This window comes from Wolbachia endosymbiont (group A) of Myopa testacea (assembly GCF_964027115.1).
In the GTDB taxonomy this organism is placed as follows: Bacteria; Pseudomonadota; Alphaproteobacteria; order Rickettsiales; family Anaplasmataceae; genus Wolbachia.
Genome location: NZ_OZ034729.1, coordinates 612,842 through 631,493, shown reverse-complemented (window position 1 = coordinate 631,493; position 18,652 = coordinate 612,842). Strand labels below are relative to the sequence as shown.

Sequence of the window (18,652 nt, the reverse complement as noted above, 5' to 3'; positions counted from 1 at the left end):
ACTAAATAGTTTATTCTGGTGCTCTGCAGTCTAAATGGAATGCCTAAATTATAGATTCTTTGTTTTTGTGTGTTATCTTGAGTTAACACAAATTCACAGTAGTATTATGATAAGTAAGTTAAAAAAGCTTAGCGCTGGATTTTCTTTGACAGGCCTGATTGGCCATAGTGATAATATAAATATGCAAGAAGCAAGAAATAAAAAGAAGAAGTACCCAAAATTTTTGGATAAGACGTTTGCATTGATTGATGAAGTGATAAATTTTATTTTAAAACGCGAAAGTAATAACGTAAATGAAGTTCTGAGAGTAACATGGGGACCACTATTTTTTGGTCTGGTAGTAATACTCATCTTTTTTGGGATAGGTGGTATTTGGTCGGCTATAGCTCCAATTGACGGTGCGGTGCATGCAAGTGGAGAAGTTATTGTATCTTCAAATAGGAAAATAGTTCAACACTTGGGCGGAGGAATAATAAGCAAAATTTTAGTCAAAGAGAGCCAAGCAGTTAAAAAAGATGAGCCTCTAGTTTTGTTGAGTGATGTTAACGAGAAGGCGAATTTAAGTATTATCAAAGAGAAACTCTTATCATTTTTAGCAACAGAAGCAAGGCTTATTGCAATCAGAGGAGATTTAGACACGCTCGAGTTTCCTGATGAGGTTAAAAAATTATCTCACGATGAACTTGTAAATAAAGCGATAAAGAATCAAGTAAAGTTGTTCAACTCTCAGAGAAAGAGCATATTGGGAAAAACAGACATACTGCAACAACGTATAAAGCAGTTAAATGATGAATTAGCTGGGCTAAACTTTCAACTAAATGCAGCTCATAAGCAATATGACTTGATAACTGAGGAGTTGGAAACAAAAAGACAATTACTTGATAGTGGCCATATAAGCAAACCACACATTTTAGCTTTAGAAAAACAGTTTGCTGAAATTGAAGGCAGAGTTGGACATTACCGTTCTGCAATATCTCAAGTGCAGCAAAAAATTGGAGAGAATGAATTAGAAATTATAAACGTGAGAAATGATTCTCAAGAAAGAGCAAACGCTGAACTTAAGGAAGTTAGTACGTCTATTGCAGACTTGAAAGAGAGGCTGATGGTTGCTGAAGATTCATTAGCACGTACAATAATTAAATCCCCTCAAGATGGGATAGTCACAGATATAAGATACCATACTGAAGGTGGTGTTATACAATCTGGAGTTCCAATCATGAGCGTAGTGCCATCGGATGATGACCTAATAATAGATGCTAAAATTCAGACCAGAAACATAGAAGAGTTACTGTCAGCACAAAAGAAAGATAGCAACATAGTCTCTATTGATGGGCTAGAAGGGCTAAAGGTTAAAGTCCGGCTGAGTGCTTACAGTGCACGTCGTTTAAGTTTAATTAGTGGTATAGTAAGCCATATTTCTCCTGATGCTCTTGATGATCCAAGACTAGGGCGTTATTATTCAGTGCGCGTAGTGATACCGAAGTCAGAGCTTGCTCAATTTAAAAATGTATACCTATACCCTGGTATGCCAGCAGAAGTGTACATAGTTACTCAATCCCGTACTCTTTTATCATTCTTGTTTACACCTATAATTGCAACAGTCGATAGGTCTTTTATAGAAAGGTAGCTCTATTTGGCTTCTCTAAAGATTTCGTTTACAGAATCTAGTAACTCAGCTATGCAGAATGAAAAAAGTTTGTATGGTATACAAATATAGTGTGTTTTTTTATAATTATTTTCTATAATGCGTAAACCTTTGGTCCAAGCTGTAAATGCTACCATAGGCATTAAAAGTTAATTAACAAACTGCAATATATAATAAAATAAAGAAACTTGTAAGATTTTGATCTTACAGATTATAAACTTGTCATAAAGTTTAATAGTGTCTGTTACTGCTTTTAGGTGTGAGGCTAGAGGGTTATTAGCAGTAACAGACACTATTAAACTTATTATAGAATTTACTTAAAGTAAATACTTAATTTAAAATATTATAATATTTTTACTTACAATAGATTTATGTAAATGCTTTTTTCCTCAAATTAGTATTGTACTATTATACTTATTGAATGCTAAAAAATTATTAACCATCACTAATCTCTATTTGCATAGTAAGTTTATATATACTATTATACAGTATATCATTTAGTTTTATAGCAAACAAACAAAAGATATGGTGAAGTTATTTGCACTATTGATAATATTTTACTCAAATATATCTGTTGCCTCTGCTCCTACTTCCTGGCAATTTGGATTTCCTGCTCCTGCAACTGAAGTAATGGAGGCTGTAGTTAGGTCACATTCGTTTGTAATGGTTGTGATGGTTGTAATAATGCTTTTTGTGTGGGCGCTGCTTGCTTATGTAGTATTTCGCTTTCGTAAAAGCAAAGTGGCAAACGTAAGCCAAACTAACCACAATGTTCTTTTAGAAATTGTTTGGTTTGTTATACCAACGATTATTGTTGGTATATTAGCCTTTGAAAACGCTAAATTACTGAAGCTACAGGAAGAAATACCGAAAGCTGATATAACACTGAAAGTTATTGGCCATCAATGGTATTGGAGTTACCAATATCCAGAATATCAAGGTGTGTCATTTGATAGTTATATTAAGGTAAAAGAAGACTTTATCGAAGGAGATTTAAAGCTATTCTCTGTTGATAACAACATCGTTTTACCCATTAATACTAACGTTCGTTTACAAGTTACAGCAGGAGATGTGATACACAGCTGGGGAGTACCGGCTTTCGGTGTAAAAATTGATGCGATACCAGGTAGGCTGAATGAGGCGTGGTTTAATATCAAAAAGTCTGGTGTTTATTATGGGCAGTGCTATGAATTGTGTGGTCAAGGCCATGGATTTATGCCAATTGTTGTTGAAGCAGTAAGCAAAGAAGATTTTAATAAGTGGATTGAAAATAGAAAATTAGTGAGTTAAATTTGGAGTATAGATATGAGTGACGTACCAAAGGGCATAAAGCGTTGGTTGTTTTCCACTAATCATAAAGACATAGGGACACTGTACATTATTTTTTCCATATTAGCTGGAATTATTGGTGGATTATTATCGGTGATTATTCGCACTCAGCTAATGCACATTAATATACTTAACAATAATTATCAATTATATAACGTAATGGTTACAGGGCATGCGTTGATAATGGTGTTTTTTATGATAATGCCAGCCCTCATGGGAGGATTTGGTAACTGGTTTGTACCTCTCATGATTGGCGCACCAGATATGGCATTTCCTCGTATGAATAATTTAAGTTTTTGGTTATTAGTGTCATCTTTTATTTTGCTCATTCTCTCAGTGTTTATTGGTGAAGGTCCAGGTACAGGTTGGACTTTATATCCACCTTTATCACAGGTAATGTCCCATCCAAGTGCAGGAGTTGACATTGCTATACTTGCACTTCATGTTGCTGGTATGTCGTCAATTGTTGGGGCAATCAACTTTATAGTTACTATATTTAACATGCGCACAAAAGGAATGTCATTAACTAAGATGCCACTGTTTGTTTGGTCTGTCTTGCTAACAGCATTTATGTTGATTGTTGCCTTACCAGTGCTTGCCGGTGCTATAACTATGCTTCTTACTGATCGCAATGTTGGTACTTCCTTTTTTGCTCCTGCCGGTGGCGGGGATCCTGTGTTATTTCAACATCTATTTTGGTTTTTTGGTCATCCAGAAGTTTACGTAATTATTTTTCCTACATTTGGCATCATAAGTCAGGTTGTATCAACTTTTTCTCACAGACCTGTATTTGGTTACATAGGGATGGTTTATGCTATGATAGGTATAGCAGTATTTGGCTTTATGGTGTGGGCTCATCATATGTTCACTGTTGGGCTTAGTGCTGACGCTGCTGCATTTTTTAGCACTACCACAATTTTTATCGGTGTTATAACTGGTGTAAAAGTCTTTAGCTGGATTGCAACTATGTGGGGTGGAGCAATTGAGTTTAAGACCCCTATGCTATTTGCACTAGGTTTTATTTTCATGTTTGTTGGCGGTGGCATAACGGGAATAATTCTTTCTCATGGTGGAATAGATAAGCTTCTGCATGATACCTACTATGTTGTTGCTCACTTCCATTATGTCATGTCACTTGCTGCATTATTTGGAGCTTTTGCTGGCTTTTATTATTGGATTGGTAAAATGTCGGGTAAACAATATAATGAGCGCTTAGGTCAAATCCACTTTTGGCTTACTTTTATTAGTACCAATATCACTTTTTTACCTCAACATTTCTTAGGATTAGCTGGCATGCCAAGGCGTATACCTGATTATCCTGATGCGTTTATCCCTTGGAATTATATATCCTCAATTGGCTCATATATGTCCTTTATTTCAGTTATGTTTTTTGTGTTTATAGTTATATATCTCTTTAAATGGGGCAAAAAAGCTGAAGATAATCCTTGGGAAGGTGACACCTTGGAATGGACAGTATCTTCACCACCGCCTTTTCATACTTTCGAAAAGCCACCAGTGGTAAAATAGAATGTACACAAGTGTTTTGCTAAATGTTGAATCAACAATACTGGATTTTTGGCGTTTGCTGAAGCCAAGGATAATGTATCTTGTGGTATTTACTGCAGTTGCTGGTATGGTTACTGCACCAGGTAGTATGCACCCTTTTCTAGCACTAATATCTCTTATATGTGTTGCTCTTGGCTCAGGATCTGCAGGTGCTATAAATATGTGGTATGACAGAGACATAGATCTGCTCATGGAAAGGACAAAAAACCGCCCTATACCCTCAGGAAGAATTCTTGCAGAAAGTGCGCTTGAATTTGGTATAACTCTTGGAATATTGTCAGTATTTATCATGGCAATAGCAGTAAACTATATTTCTGCTGCTTTGCTTGCAGTTAGCATATTATTTTACGTTTTCGTATATACAATTTGGCTAAAAAGGCGTACTCCACAGAATATCGTTATCGGTGGTGCAGCAGGTGCTTTTCCTCCAATGATTGGCTGGGCAGCTGTGACTAATTCTGTCAGTTGGGAAAGTTTCATTTTATTTTTAGTAATTTTTATGTGGACTCCACCACACTTTTGGGCCCTATCTTTAAATAAGTCCGAAGACTATGCAAGAGCATCGATTCCTATGTTCAATATTGTTTATGGTCCGGAAAAAACAAGAAAATATATATTAATTTATAGTGTGTTGCTGGTATTAACCAGCTTGCTTCCAGCTCTATTTTTGAAAAAGGCTTTACTTTATCTAAGCATGGCAATTTTTGCAGGTTGCATCTTTATTTGGTACGCTATATCAATTCTCAGATTCAAGAACCACAACTCACAGAAACAAATGTTTTCTTATTCAATTTCTTATCTATTTTCCCTATTCGCCAGTATTATTTTTTGTTCTATTGATTTATTTTAGTTATGAAAGAACGGCAGAAGCATAAAAACTATTTTTTACTTTTCCTTTTGGTAATGCTCGTTGTCACACTTTTTTTTGTTTCTATAATAAAATTTAAAGGTGCAGCTTAAACTACCTTTAGAAATTGTGCTTTCATAAAAGCAACTATATACTTTGTTAACCGATATAAACAAAGATGAGTAAGAAAGAAGTGACAATATACACGGATGGGGCGTGTTCTGGTAATCCTGGAGCGGGAGGATGGGCAGCTATCATATTATTTCAAGATTATAGAAAAGACATTTATGGTAGAGAAGAAAATACCACAAACAATAAAATGGAGTTAACAGCGGTGATCAATGGGCTAAAAGTATTGAAATTTTCTTGTAATATTAATTTATATACGGATAGTCTTTATATTAAGCATGGCATAACAGAGTGGATAAATAAGTGGAAAATGAATGGCTGGAAAACAAGTAATAAAAAATCAGTAAAAAATATGGAATTGTGGAAAGAGCTAGACAACGTTGCTTCACAACACGAAATTGATTGGAAGTGGGTTAAAGCACACAGTGGCAATAAATATAATGAGGAGGCTGATATTTTAGCAAGAAAAGCAATAATCGATGCTTAAAAAATTTACTATATTATTTTCCGTAGCTTTATTGTTCATATTGTGCTTCTTTATTTTTTTAAAGCCTTTAGAAATCAATATTAATTATATTAATTTTTATGTTAAACATAAAATATCAAAAGTATTTGTTGGCTCAAGCGTTAATATGGAGAATACCTCAGTTGTTTGGCAGAAAGATGGCAAAGATCCGTATTTAGTCATTACAGATTTGGCAATAGCAAACCCTAATTTTACTATAAAAGTTCCTGAGCTTTTTGTACATTTTAAGTTAAGTTCCTTATTTAAAGCTAGCACAAATCTCTCTCAGGTTTCAGCTGATAATGTGCATGTATGTATCAAGAGAGAAGAAACTAATGTTAATCCGCAAAACTCATTAGACCTTTTGGATAATCATTATTTAAATAGTAACCGCCTTCCTTCGGTGTCATTCCAGCGCGTGACGCTGGAATTTAGAAAAAAAGAAACAAGTAGTCAAGCTACTTGGATGACAAGGACGAGTGCTGGAATGACAGGGAAGAATTTCAAGATGATAGAAAGCAGTGCAAAAAATCTATTAAAAACAATAAGGGAATTTTTTTTTGACTTAAATGCGGATTCAAAAATTGAATTTACTAACATCGCTATTGATAAAAGCACAGAAGATGAATTTTTTATTGATAAATTATATATAGGGAAGGGGGAAGATTTTAATGTTTTAGATATTTATGTGAATACAAAAGATGGAAAGGGATTTTTGGATGATTTATCAATTACAATAAAAAATCGCAACAATTTGCTAAATGTATACGGGACATTTTATAATCTAAAATTGGGACTATTGAGCGAGTTTTCTACATTAGTTAAAAGCTACAATTTGGACAAAAATATAGGATTCAAAGGAAGCTTCTCAGTGAAAATTAATAAAAAGGATGAAATTGTAGATGGAAATATATACGTATTGAGTACAGAAAATTATTTGAACAAAAATTTGGCCTTAACTAATGTAAATATAAATTTAACATATAATGATGGAATTATTAGTGTAAAAAACTTCCATTTTAAGTTAAATGACATGTATCTCTCTTTAATAGGCAAGATGAACTTTAGTACAAGTCATGCTTTGCTTAGAATTAATATTAGCAAGTTTGCTGCAAAGGATTTATGTACTTATGTACCAGATGGTGTAGTGAATAGTAAATTTAGAAGCTGGTATTGTGATAATATTAATGGGGATGTTTTAAATACCATTGTAAGTTTCAATGGCAAAATTAACAATTTGGTTGATGACGATCTGTCAGACATTGTAATTGTTGCTGATATAGAAAATGGTAGCGTAAAATTTGATGAAGATTTTGAGCAAGTAAAGGAATTAAAGGGTGATTTGATCATCAAGAATAACGATCTCAAAATTACTGCAAATAGCGCTAAGTTTCAGAATTTCACTATTAATGGTGGTGATATTGAAATGAAATCTCTCAATAAGGAAAATTCAGTTCTAACCATTAATGGCCAAGCTGTAAGTGATGCGTATGGTTTATATGAGCCTATAAGATTTAAGCTGGATGATATGGTGAAGGTTGAAAGGGATAAAGTAAGTGGAATGGCAAAATCTGTATTTAATTTTCGCATTTTTAATCTAAATGCTGATGACAAAAAAGTAGACTTCTCAGCAAATTTTCATTCTGAAATTGACAATTTGGCCGTCTATAATGCAAGTCTTGGTAAATATGACATTAAGCTTAGTTTTGGCAGTGACTTTATAGATTTAAATGGTAGTGGTATGGTGAATAACACACAGCTATTATTTGACCTGAAAAGTAGCAATAGGAATGAAAGTTTTGCCTGGAATTTGACCGGAGATTTACCCGCTCAAATACTTGATTTTGATGAAAATATAGGTGGCTATGTCAATACAAATATAGAATTGGTGATAAATCAAGATAAGACGGGACATGTTAATGGTAATATGGATTTATCAGAGCTTGAATCACGTTCAAGTTATTTTGGGTGGAAAAATCGTCTTGAAAATCACAATAAAGTTTTGTTCTCTGTAAAATTAAAAGGTGCCGATGAATTGTTAATAGACAAATTAGATGTTATAGGAAATGACCTAGATATAAAATTCAGCGGAAGAGTAGGAAATGGAAATTTATATTTAAATTCTAGTAGTTTTAAATTGCCTGATAATGATTTTAGTATAGAAATTGAATCAGGTAAGGAAAAAAATGCCATAACTATTTATGGTGAGAAAATCAATTTGAGTGATATTTTAGGCTTGCTTGGCAAAAACAATAATGGATTAAACAAAGATATAGAAATTAGTATGAATGTTGACAATGTAATTATGAAAGAAGGCGTCGTTATCAAAAATGCTAAGCTGAATGTAACCTGTACTAAAGGTAATTGCAATGGAAGTCAATTTACAGGACAGTTTCTAGAAGATAGCAGCAACATACTAGCGGAATACAGTGGAATAGGGCTCGAAATATATGCGGATAATGCAGGTATACTTTCGCGTTCCTTAGGCATTAGTAAATCAGTCAAAAATGGTAAACTTTCTCTTTATCTATCTCCTCAAAGAGAAAATGAAGAACATTATGGCATGTTATCTATTAGTAATTTTTATATCAAAGATGCTCCACTACTCACTACTTTATTATCGATGTCTTCGCTTCCTGGTATTGTAAATGCTATAAAGGATGAAGGTGTATACTTTTATAAATGTAATGTACCTTTCTCATACAAAGATGGCTCTGTCGAAATTGAAGAATCTTGGCTTGAAGGGGCGGAATTAGGCATTAGCACTAGCGGTAAGCTCGACATTAGAAATTATAAATTCCAAGTTGAAGGACAGGTAATACCAGCATATTCAATTAATAAATCTTTGTTAAAAATTCCTATAATTGGGAAACTTCTTACTGGCGGGAAAAGTAGGGGAATCGTTTCAATAGACTATAAAGCAAGTGGTGATGACAAAAACAATAACGTATCTGTTGATCTTATCTCTTCGCTAACTCCAAACCTATTAAAGAGGTTATTGGGAGTGTTTGATCGCATTATGACAAAAACTAACGAAGCTGTCATCGGTGGCTTAAAAGGTGGTGTGAAAAAGAAATTTGGTTCGACATGACCAAAAGGGAAGTTGTTTAACAAAATTATGGACAAAAATGCAAGAATTTCAGAATGATCCACCTGGTTTTTTATCTAATTATTTAAGCAATACCACTCTCTTTCTGGAAACTTGATTATGATAAAGTAAAAGTTATTTCTTTACAAAATTATAGACAAAAAATGCAAGAATTTCGGAATGATCCACCTAGTTTTTTATCTAGTTGTTTAAGTGCCCTTTATCGTCTCCCATATCTGCAAAGTTATAAATACAACTAGAAGGGTAGGGGATAAAAGTTCGTTATTTTACTATATTAGGTCATCATGTTGGTGATAATCATGATTACATAGTGAGTAATTGCCTACGTAGTTTTCGTCAGCATCTTGATTAACATCAGGTTTAAGCAAAGAAAGATTGTCATCGGATTGTTCTTCTGATAAGTTAAGCAAAGAAAGGTTGTTATCAGATTGTTCTTCCTCTTTAGACCCAAATAACCATGAAAAGAATGATGAGATAGAATCAATAACGGATTTAATTGCTGAAAAAATATTGGATAAGAAATTACTGGGTTGCTCTATTTCATCCACATCCACTTCAGGTTTACTTCTGCTTATAAGTGTCTTATCTAACCATTCGGACATATTCTTGTCTGGATTATGAAAATACATTTGACTTATCTCCTTATTTTCATCAATAGAAATTACTACAGTTGCATTCTGACTTAATTGCCCTTCATTTAATCTATGACGTTCACTAACGAGCGATTCATGAGAGTTCTTAATGTCTTTGATAAATTGAAGTTTTTCTTCTTCTGCTGAAAGGTAACCCCTGTGTTCTGCTCTATAAGTTGTACCTTCGTATTTAAAACTAAACATCCATCCATGATCTTCATATTCATCTAGTCCAGAATTCTTGATACGCTGTATAATTTGAAATTTCTCTTCTTCTGAAAGGTCCTCACTGTATATACTACCAATTGTACCTTTGTATTTAAATGTAAACATCGATCCACGGTCTTCATATTCATCTAGTCCAGAATTCTTGACACGTTGTATAATTTGAAATTTTTCTTCTTCTGAAAGGTCCTTGCGGTATATACTACAAGTTGTACCTTTGTATTTAAAACTAAACATCGATTCATGGTCTTCATATTCATCTACACCCATCTGCTTGCAAATAGCTTTATAATTTTTTTCTTCTACTTCTCGTCCAACAACATTTGCTATGAGTTCAGTATCCAGAATACTCAAAGCTTTGACTGTTGCCGATGGTGAAAAACACAATTGAAATATGTGGCCTAGCTCATGACCTAGAATAAAATCCATGGCACTTTGCTTATATGTCAGAATATTCTGATAATCTGTTACTCCTCGTGTAATATATCCTGGACCACCATCTTTATCTAAGCCGAGAAGATTGTTATACTTTGTATAATCGCTTCTATTATTAAAAATGTGAACCGTTATATTGTAACTTGCATTACTATTTTTCAAGCAAAACTTTTCTTTAAATGCCTCATAGGCAGTTTTAATGTCTGTTTCTATTTGGTTTTGTTTCTGCTCAGATAAGTTGTCGTATTTTATAGTACAATTTATATACCCGTATTTAACGGTAAAGCTGTTAGATAAAACATCATGTATATTTGTGGAAAAATAATTGAACTGCTTTGACTCAGCTTCCTTATACAATTGATGCCCATATTTATCCCTAGAATACTTTGGTAGTTTAGGTACTTTGGCAATTAAGTTTTTGTTACTATCAAAAAAAGAAATGTCAGAATTACCAATCCTAAAATCCGTTATAGATTGCCCGCAAGTACCATCGTTTGCACAATCGTGATTATCTTTAGTGTATTTTCCCATTTTGATACCTCACTACCAAACCTTACTATATTATTATCTTGGTAAAAATCATAATAATTCGTTAACTTGTGAATTTTATTTGTTTAAAATTTTGCTGAAATAGCTCTTTTTATACTATGTTTTATAGTTTGCTATATTATGTGATTTTATTTTTAGCGTTGCTTCTTATGTATGTAATTTTATTTTCCATAATATACATTATGTAATTTTCAATGCTAATAAAACTACTTCCCAACCTTTTAAACAGCAACTTGTCGAACCTCCAGATTAGCACTTAAGAAGAAGTGTTAAAGTATCTCTTTAAGTATTATATATTAGTATTTGGAGATCATACTTATTATAGATCTCCAAAGTACTCATAACGCGTAAACTATGTATTCTACTGGGTTATCAACCAAGTTATTCACAATGCCGTGAATAACCCAAATATATGGCCTTGACCTTAATGCTTTATACTGTCTGAGCAGCACTCGCTACTTTGTTTGAGTCTGGTTCATCTAGTTTATTACTAGGTTTTAATACTGCATATGTAATACCACCAGCAACAAGTCCAACTGCCAGCGCAGCAGCTACAGCTATACCAACTATAGCTAATACTGATAATTGAACACCGGTAACACCACATCCAACACCGACTGCTAATCCAGCTATAACACCACAAACACTACCAATTATTATTGGTTTATTAGTTACTTGTTTAGTTTCTATCTCATGTTTCTCTTTCATTTTATCATTAAAACCTTTGGCAAAACTCTCGACAAAATCCCCAATTGCGTTCTGTATAACCCGATCATATAATTTCCTTTGTTCTTGTCTTAAACCTGACATATAACTACCTCCATAAAAACTTAAGTTTAAGTATTCCATATTTTATGTAAAAAATCAAATACAAAAAGTCTTATTAGTAATGATCACACACGCTTAAGCAAGAAAAAGGTGCTCGTGCTCGAAAAAGAACGTTACAAATACATATTTATTCAAACCTTTGTCTTCTTTTTTTCAATATACCTACATATCAGAATGGACAATTCATATAGAATCAGCATTGGTATTGCAAGCCCTACTTGGCTTAATACATCAGGTGGAGTTAAGATTGCAGCGATAATAAAAATTACCACTATCGCGATTCTGCGTTTATTTGACAAACTTTGTGTAGTGAGTAACCCTACTCTCACCATCAATGTGAGTATTACTGGAATTTGAAATGCAGTGCCAAATGCAAACATAAATTGGAGAACGAGGTCTAAATATTCGCTAACTGATGGCATAAACTCTATCGGTATATCGAAGGATTTACCACTGTGTTCGAAGTTGATAAAAAACTTCCAGGCTAAAGGAAATATATAGTAATAGACTACAGTAGCTCCCGTTACAAATAAAACCGGGGTTGCAATTAAGTATGGCAACAACACTGCCCTTTCACTTTTATATAACCCAGGTGCTAAGAACATATAGAATTGCCATGCAAACACAGGAAAAGAAAACAAAAGTGCGCTCATTATTGCGACTCTAAGATACACAAAAAATGCCTCTGTTAAGTCTGTGTAAATTAAAGAAAAACCTTCGCTATCTTTTGTTGCTTCTATTAAAGGTGCAAGTAAAAAACGGTATATATTTTCCTTAAAGTAGTAACAAAAACCAAAAGCAACGCAAAAAAATAGAAAGCAAAAGATAACTCTTTTTCTGAGTTCCGCAAAGTGCTCACAAAATGAAGCATATTTGTTTGGGTTTCCATTCATACTTTACTATGGCTCAATAATGCTATGTCTAACATTCTCAGCGAAAAAGCCCACTCATTGTCATACCACGCTGCAACTCTACAGATGTCGCCTGTAACATATGTACCAGTTGAATTCACAATTGCGCTATAAGGGTTATGCACAAAGTCTATTGAAACTAAAGGTTCCGTGCATACAGAAAGCACATTGCTTGCTGCATCCTTAAACATTTCATTTATTTCTTTAACGGTCGCTTTCTTATCAGTCGTAAATTTAAAATCAACCATAGAAACATTGCTAACTGGAACTCTGACGGCAGTGCCATCTAGCTTTCCCTTTAATTCAGGAATTATAGAACCAATTGTTTTTGCTGCCCCGGTTGTAGTTGGCACCATAGATAATCCGCAAGCCCTTGCTCTGCATAAGTCTCTATGATTGCCATCAAGAACATTTTGATCATTCGTATAGGCGTGTATAGTAGTCATAAAGCCACTTTTTATACCTAGATTAGAGTGTAGGACTTTCACAATCGGAGCAAGGCAATTTGTAGTGCAAGAACCTGCTGATATTACTTTATGCTCTTTTTTGAGCATATCATTATTCACACCATAAACTATAGTTACATCAGCATCTGGAACTGGAGCAGAGACAATCACTTTCTCTGCATTGTGCCTTATTGCTTCTTCACGCTTGTTAAATGCACCAGTACATTCAAGTATTACATCAACATTCCAAGGAATATTTTCAGGGCTCCGTTCTCTATATAAAGAAAATTTTCTGCCATTTATAGATAGCCAATTTTGAGACTCATTAAAGTCAATATCACCACTGAATTTGCCATGAACAGAATCATATTTAATCAAATGTGCATGCTGCTTTGCACTGAGCGATCCATTCACAGCTACAACTTCTATTTGTTTGCTATATTCTTCTATTTCGAAAATAGCACGCAATACGCCTCTGCCTATTCTACCCAGACCATTAATTCCTACACGAATCGTCATCTCTTCATTCAAAAAATTTAATTATAGAGGATATCACTTGATATTTCATTCTATTCTTTTGCTTTTCTATCGATATGAACATTATAGCAAGGAGACAGGGCTAAAAAATTGCTTTACAAACTCCGCCAGCCCCCTTATTGTCGTATTAAGGGTATTTCTGACTCAAAACTTGTTTTTGATCTGTGCAGGTTCAACAACAAAAATTCAGTAAAAAACTTAGGGTATTTTTTGGCGGATTACATAAAATTATAGCGGCTGCATGTCTTTTAAATTTTTTCTACATTCAGCCAAATCGTGCTTATTTTAAGCGTTAGCACATTATTACAGCGCCAGTTTAAATTATTATAGGATCAAAACTCGCACCACGGGGCTTCTTTTGCCTTTTTTTCGTTTGGTAAATTTTTTAATGTTTGTAGCTAAAGCAACTTAAGAGACCGAAAATGGTCAGTGCTCCTTTTTTTGTCATCCCAGTGCCCCTATGATGTCATTCCAGTGCTTGACACTGGAATCTAGCGAACTTTGCTCGCAAACGAACTTAATGGATAAATACCAAACTTTACACTAAAACATAATACTATAGCGGAATTACATGCAAAATGGATCCCGGTGTCTGGGGACTGGGATGACAGGAGAAGGTACTACCCTGACAATCGTCATCACGCTGCTTGTTAGCGGGATCTAGAGATACCGCGAATGAATCGCGGTATGACGGTTCGCGGTAGCATGACGTAGAAGCTATACTTTTATAACCCAGTGTCCAAATAGAATTATATCGCAGTGCATTGCGAAATAAAATTCCCAATACTACAGGAGGCTTTATGAATAAGAAATTTCTCTATTCACCATTGTCAATAAAAAGCATAGGAGAAAACGGTGTATTTTCTGGTTATGCTAGCGTTTTTAATATAGTTGATAAACAAAATGACCTGATCTTACCCGGAGCATTTAAGGAAAATTTAAACAGAAATAAAATAAAACTCCTTTGGCAGCACAATCCAGGTGAACCTATAGGTAATATTATAGATATTTGCGAAAATGATGTTGGCCTGTATATAACCGCACACTTACTTTTGGGCATCCAAAAAGCAAAGGAAGCGTACTTAATGCTCAAAACTGGAGTAATCAATGGACTTTCCATCGGCTATATACCTATAGAGTATGATGTTGATCATAAAAGCGGAGCTAGAGTATTAAAACAAGTGGAATTATGGGAAGTCAGTTTGGTCACTTTTCCTGCAAACTTAGCTGCTCAGGTAATCAATGTGAAAAATCAGAACAATGAACAGGAAATGTTAGCAAGAGCGATAGAAAAAGCAAATGCTGTACTTACAGACATGTACATTTCTGCTTAAAGTGTATTAGGCGGGCAAAGACTTTACCATAATTTGATACCTGCGTTAGTATTTATTTAACATTTATACTAATATATATAACTTTACTACTGTTAAAATTTTCTGTAAATCAAAGTTAAAAAATAAGGTAATTTTATGCTAAATACTAACAATACGGTTAATTATGAAATTAATGTTAAACGAAAGGAAAAAAAATACAGTTGGTCTACTGTATTTGCTTGGTTGTACTTAAAAACGATTGGACGAATACTACCAAAGAAATGGAACAAATGGGCGGAAAATATTCTATCTAATAAAGTAACATTTCAAGATACGACAATGCAGACCGAATGTGTTGAAACAACGGATAAAAATATTGGAGCTGACTTAAAACCTGAGGTTGCAGAAAAAGGGAGCCAGAGTGAAGTAATAAGTAAGGATGGAGAGGTTCAAACTGAAGAAAATAGTGAGTTTACTGATGAGAGTTGTTTTGATACTATAGTAAATGATGAATTCATTGATGAAGACTACGATAGTATGGAAGAAGTAAGCATAGAGGAGGATGAAGAATTGAATGAACAACTGGAAGATATAAGTCAGGAACTAGAACTTGAACGTTCACAAAATGTCCTTTTAGAAGAGGAAAATAGAGAATTAAAATTTACAATTACAAGACTTGAAAAGAATCACAAAGAATTGGCAGAAGATGCAGGTAAACGGGAGGAAGAGTTGGTAGGGGTGAAAGAAAAAGACACGAAAATAAATAGTTTAACATGGTCAAATGAAGTATTAGAACAAGATAAAAAGGAAATGGAGGCTAAAAATAACGAACAACAGCGCACTATATCTAATCAAGAGAAAAGAATAAGAGAGCAAGACGCTTTAATTAAGTCACTTATTGGTAAAAATAAAGATATAAGTGAGGCTGTTAAGAAAGATAATGAAGATTTGCAAGCGCAAGTAACAAAACTCAAGGAAAATTTATCTGTAAAAGAGAAGGAGTCAACAGAACAACTGGAGAAGATAAGTTCTCTACAGCAAAAAGAAACAGAATTGAAGCAAGAAAGAAAGGAAAATGTTGAATTAAAAGACAGAATTAATGCTTTAAATAGTGAAAAAGAGGAGCAGTTAAAAGCTATGGAAGAAGAACGCAAAATGCATGAGGAAAGTCAGTGCAAACTAGAACGTAAATTAGAGAACTTAGAAGTCAATTAAGCACTGCTGAAGTAGAGAAAAAGAGCTCAGAAAATGAGGTTGCTAGGCTACAAGAACAAGTACGGATATTAGAAGGAAATAAAGAATGGGAGTTAGCTGGAATAGATGATAGCTTAAAGGAAACTTTCTTGAGCGTGATGGAATTGTTAGTGCAGCAACTACAGGGAAAAAAAGTTGACTTAATAGAAAGACTAAAGGCAGAATTCAAGAAAGAATCAGATGAAGAGTTACAAGAAACCAGAGAAAAGCTTGCAGAACAAGAGAAGTTGATTGAGCAGCTAAAAAAGGAACAGAAGCAAGTAGAAGATCAATTGAAAGCTGATATTAAGAAACTACAGGGAGAAAAAGAAAACATGGAAGAACAATTAAAAATAATGCAACAACAACTGTTAAATAATCAAGAACAACAAAAGTTGGAAGAAAAGTTAAAGGATGTTGATAAAAGGTTAGAAGATATTGATGGAGAAACTCAAAAATCACAAGGACAAACAAAAACTAAAGCGTCAGATACAGTGAGTTTGGTAAGCGCAGCATCTACTGCAAAATCAACTACAGGCTCTAGTAAATCAACCCTTTCAAAATTGCAGAACTTGACCAATAAGCTTCTTGGGGATAAGAATCTCAATAACTTTTTATCTAGAAAAAACGAGGAGTTAAAAAAAGGGTTTCCTGAATTTAAAGAAAAACACTTTTGCCATAACGTGCTTAATGAAACTATAAAGTCTCTATCAAATCAAGATGATGGCAAATTTGAAACAATCCGCAAGGGAGATCATAGAAGCCAAGGTTAAAGAAGTTGTCAACGAACATTGTCACATTGGAAAAAATGTAGGTAAAGAACTACGAGATGGCACGTTAAAAGCCAAGTTGTTATCTTCTGTTAGAAAATGCGTAAAAAAATTAGAATTTAACAAACAAGAAGAAGGGGTAAATAAGATTGTAGACTCTATCTTGCACAGCTTTAATAGCAAAAATAATAATAATAACGACTCAGGAGAATTACTTAAAGAAATTGTTGTGAAAGAGCTAGTAGAAGCTAGAATGAGATTTTTTTCAGATAAGATTCAAGAGTTACAACTGACATCAAGCATAAGAGATAAATTTTTATCTCCAGATCAGAAAATGTGTAATCAAACTCAAGGAGGAGTAAACGAATAACAATTAACAGAAAAAGCTAAAAAAGAATACACACCTAATTCCTCGATGAGTCACACTAATATTGCAAGCATACATTCATTGAACAGTCGGAAAACAGTTAGAGTAGGCTCTTAGCATAAAGCACCAGCTCCTCTTTTGTTAAAGTGTAGGAGCTGTCTTCCCAATGTTGTTTTAGCAACTCCAAGCTCCTACCTAAACTTTTTCCTGGCTGGTGACCTATACTTATTAAATCATCGCCAGATAAAGGAAATTTTGGAATATTGAATGTATTAGCAAACGAAATGTATTTATCAACATTTTCTCCAGACTCAACACCACAAATTTTTACTAAATCACAATATAATTCTCTACCAAATAAAGATATGTATTTTTTTTTCTCTTTTTCTGAGAGTTCTGTTTTGATATCGTTGGATAATAAAAATAACAGCTTTTTCTTTTGCTTGTTTGAAAGACGTAGAAACTTACTTACATATTCTCCAAGACTTAGCCTGTCATTTTTGGTGGTCCTAAGGAGTAACGCTAATTTTACTAGTGCATCAGTGCCGAAAAGAAGTGACGAAGACAGAATTTCGCATTTTACTTCTTTTGGGATAATCTTTTGCAAAACATCAGATTCTTGCATGCTCTTAAGTGTTGGAAAAGGATCATTGCACTCCAGCAATTTAAGTATTTCATCTCTTATTCTCTCTCCAGAGAGGTTTTGGATCATATGCGAATGCTTTTTGCATACGCTTAGTATTTCATCACTCAAATCTCCGACACATATTTTTGCATGAAAACGAAATGCTCTTAAAATACGTAGATAGTCTTCTTCAATTCTATCTTCAGCGTTGCCTATAAAGTTTAACCTTCGCGCCTTTAAGTCCTCTATACCACCAAAGTAATCATATATATGGCCATGCTTATCTGCATATAGAGCGTTAAATGTAAAGTCACGCCTTGAAGCATCAGCTTGCCAATTATTAGTAAATTCTACTTTCGCATGCCTGCCATCACATTTCACATCATGCCTTAATGTTGTAATTTCAAAAGACCTCTGATTTAGGATCGCAGTTATAGTTCCATGTTTTAAGCCAGTTGGAATAGTTTTTATATTACGGAGTTTTAGCGCTTTAATCGTTTGATTGGGAAGCAAATTGGTAGCGAGATCAATATCATGAACATCACGCTGCAAAATTGAGTCTCTCACACACCCGCCGACAAGCCTAGCCTCACCACCAAATTTCTCTATAGCATCAATGATTAAACTAGTTTCATGGTCAACTTGCATTTA

At 34.0% G+C, this 18,652-nt stretch carries 15 protein-coding genes; 10 read left to right on the top strand and 5 right to left on the bottom strand.

The features are described from left to right. Positions 1-106: 106 nt before the first annotated feature. From AAGD91_RS03115 to AAGD91_RS03090, 6 genes are all read left to right on the top strand, one after another. Positions 107-1,627: an HlyD family type I secretion periplasmic adaptor subunit gene (locus AAGD91_RS03115; RefSeq protein WP_341820571.1), complete on the top strand. Its 1,521-nt coding sequence runs from the start codon at positions 107-109 to the stop codon at positions 1,625-1,627. Between the two features lie 543 nt (positions 1,628-2,170). After that, on the top strand, positions 2,171-2,935 hold the full coding sequence (gene coxB / locus AAGD91_RS03110) for a cytochrome c oxidase subunit II (RefSeq protein ID WP_341820570.1): 765 nt from the start codon (positions 2,171-2,173) through the stop codon (positions 2,933-2,935). A gap of 15 nt (positions 2,936-2,950) precedes the next feature. Beyond that, a complete protein-coding gene (ctaD, locus tag AAGD91_RS03105) occupies positions 2,951-4,501 on the top strand; it encodes a cytochrome c oxidase subunit I (protein ID WP_341821472.1) in 1,551 nt (516 codons plus the stop codon). A gap of 1 nt (position 4,502) precedes the next feature. Then, on the top strand, positions 4,503-5,390 hold the full coding sequence (locus AAGD91_RS03100; protein ID WP_253309067.1) for a heme o synthase: 888 nt from the start codon (positions 4,503-4,505) through the stop codon (positions 5,388-5,390). Between the two features lie 175 nt (positions 5,391-5,565). Then, positions 5,566-6,003 (top strand): ribonuclease HI, encoded by a 438-nt coding sequence (gene rnhA, locus AAGD91_RS03095; protein ID WP_253309066.1) that lies wholly within the window; start codon positions 5,566-5,568, stop codon positions 6,001-6,003. Further along, entirely contained in the window at positions 5,996-9,112 is a 3,117-nt protein-coding gene (locus AAGD91_RS03090; protein WP_341821471.1) for an AsmA-like C-terminal domain-containing protein, read from the top strand. The genes rnhA and AAGD91_RS03090 overlap by 8 nt, the downstream gene beginning before the upstream one ends. 287 nt (positions 9,113-9,399) lie before the next feature. Here the strand turns inward: AAGD91_RS03090 and AAGD91_RS03085 are convergent, their stop codons facing one another. The 4 genes from AAGD91_RS03085 to gap all read right to left on the bottom strand — a co-directional run bounded on the left by AAGD91_RS03085 (position 9,400) and on the right by gap (position 13,675). Continuing rightward, complete coding sequence (locus AAGD91_RS03085; protein WP_341821470.1) at positions 9,400-10,953, bottom strand: hypothetical protein; 1,554 nt, start codon at positions 10,951-10,953, stop codon at positions 9,400-9,402. A gap of 450 nt (positions 10,954-11,403) precedes the next feature. Next, positions 11,404-11,781: a hypothetical protein gene (locus AAGD91_RS03080; protein ID WP_341821469.1), complete on the bottom strand. Its 378-nt coding sequence runs from the start codon at positions 11,779-11,781 to the stop codon at positions 11,404-11,406. Between the two features lie 149 nt (positions 11,782-11,930). Beyond that, entirely contained in the window at positions 11,931-12,692 is a 762-nt protein-coding gene (gene tatC, locus AAGD91_RS03075) for a twin-arginine translocase subunit TatC (protein WP_341821468.1), read from the bottom strand. Next, on the bottom strand, positions 12,689-13,675 hold the full coding sequence (gap, locus tag AAGD91_RS03070; protein ID WP_341821503.1) for a type I glyceraldehyde-3-phosphate dehydrogenase: 987 nt from the start codon (positions 13,673-13,675) through the stop codon (positions 12,689-12,691). The genes tatC and gap overlap by 4 nt, the downstream gene beginning before the upstream one ends. A gap of 818 nt (positions 13,676-14,493) precedes the next feature. On the opposite strand from gap, the gene AAGD91_RS03065 reads away from it, so the two are divergent. From AAGD91_RS03065 to AAGD91_RS03050, 4 genes are all read left to right on the top strand, one after another. Further along, positions 14,494-15,027 carry an HK97 family phage prohead protease gene (locus tag AAGD91_RS03065; RefSeq protein ID WP_253309059.1) on the top strand — a complete coding sequence of 178 codons (534 nt, stop codon included), beginning with the start codon at positions 14,494-14,496 and terminating at the stop codon, positions 15,025-15,027. 135 nt (positions 15,028-15,162) lie between these two features. After that, complete coding sequence (locus AAGD91_RS03060; RefSeq protein ID WP_341821467.1) at positions 15,163-16,221, top strand: hypothetical protein; 1,059 nt, start codon at positions 15,163-15,165, stop codon at positions 16,219-16,221. Positions 16,222-16,355: 134 nt separating this feature from the next. Next, positions 16,356-17,012, top strand: coding sequence for a hypothetical protein (locus tag AAGD91_RS03055; protein ID WP_341821466.1), 657 nt, complete (start codon positions 16,356-16,358; stop codon positions 17,010-17,012). Next, on the top strand, positions 16,960-17,379 hold the full coding sequence (locus AAGD91_RS03050) for a hypothetical protein (RefSeq protein ID WP_341821465.1): 420 nt from the start codon (positions 16,960-16,962) through the stop codon (positions 17,377-17,379). Before AAGD91_RS03055 ends, AAGD91_RS03050 begins: the two co-directional genes overlap by 53 nt. A gap of 97 nt (positions 17,380-17,476) precedes the next feature. Here AAGD91_RS03050 and AAGD91_RS03045 read toward each other — a convergent pair whose 3' ends face one another. Next, complete coding sequence (locus AAGD91_RS03045) at positions 17,477-18,649, bottom strand: CCA tRNA nucleotidyltransferase (protein ID WP_341821464.1); 1,173 nt, start codon at positions 18,647-18,649, stop codon at positions 17,477-17,479. Positions 18,650-18,652 lie beyond the last annotated feature (3 nt).

Coding starts and splice junctions, on each gene's coding strand:
- AAGD91_RS03050 (WP_341821465.1), top strand. CDS start 16,960: ATGATGGCAAATTTGAAACAATCCGCAAGGGAGATCATAGAAGCCAAG.
- AAGD91_RS03100 (WP_253309067.1), top strand. CDS start 4,503: ATGTACACAAGTGTTTTGCTAAATGTTGAATCAACAATACTGGATTTT.
- coxB (WP_341820570.1), top strand. CDS start 2,171: ATGGTGAAGTTATTTGCACTATTGATAATATTTTACTCAAATATATCT.
- AAGD91_RS03045 (WP_341821464.1), bottom strand. CDS start 18,649: ATGCAAGTTGACCATGAAACTAGTTTAATCATTGATGCTATAGAGAAA.
- AAGD91_RS03080 (WP_341821469.1), bottom strand. CDS start 11,781: ATGTCAGGTTTAAGACAAGAACAAAGGAAATTATATGATCGGGTTATA.
- AAGD91_RS03115 (WP_341820571.1), top strand. CDS start 107: ATGATAAGTAAGTTAAAAAAGCTTAGCGCTGGATTTTCTTTGACAGGC.
- AAGD91_RS03090 (WP_341821471.1), top strand. CDS start 5,996: ATGCTTAAAAAATTTACTATATTATTTTCCGTAGCTTTATTGTTCATA.
- tatC (WP_341821468.1), bottom strand. CDS start 12,692: ATGAATGGAAACCCAAACAAATATGCTTCATTTTGTGAGCACTTTGCG.
- ctaD (WP_341821472.1), top strand. CDS start 2,951: ATGAGTGACGTACCAAAGGGCATAAAGCGTTGGTTGTTTTCCACTAAT.
- AAGD91_RS03060 (WP_341821467.1), top strand. CDS start 15,163: ATGCTAAATACTAACAATACGGTTAATTATGAAATTAATGTTAAACGA.
- gap (WP_341821503.1), bottom strand. CDS start 13,675: ATGACGATTCGTGTAGGAATTAATGGTCTGGGTAGAATAGGCAGAGGC.
- AAGD91_RS03065 (WP_253309059.1), top strand. CDS start 14,494: ATGAATAAGAAATTTCTCTATTCACCATTGTCAATAAAAAGCATAGGA.
- AAGD91_RS03085 (WP_341821470.1), bottom strand. CDS start 10,953: ATGGGAAAATACACTAAAGATAATCACGATTGTGCAAACGATGGTACT.
- rnhA (WP_253309066.1), top strand. CDS start 5,566: ATGAGTAAGAAAGAAGTGACAATATACACGGATGGGGCGTGTTCTGGT.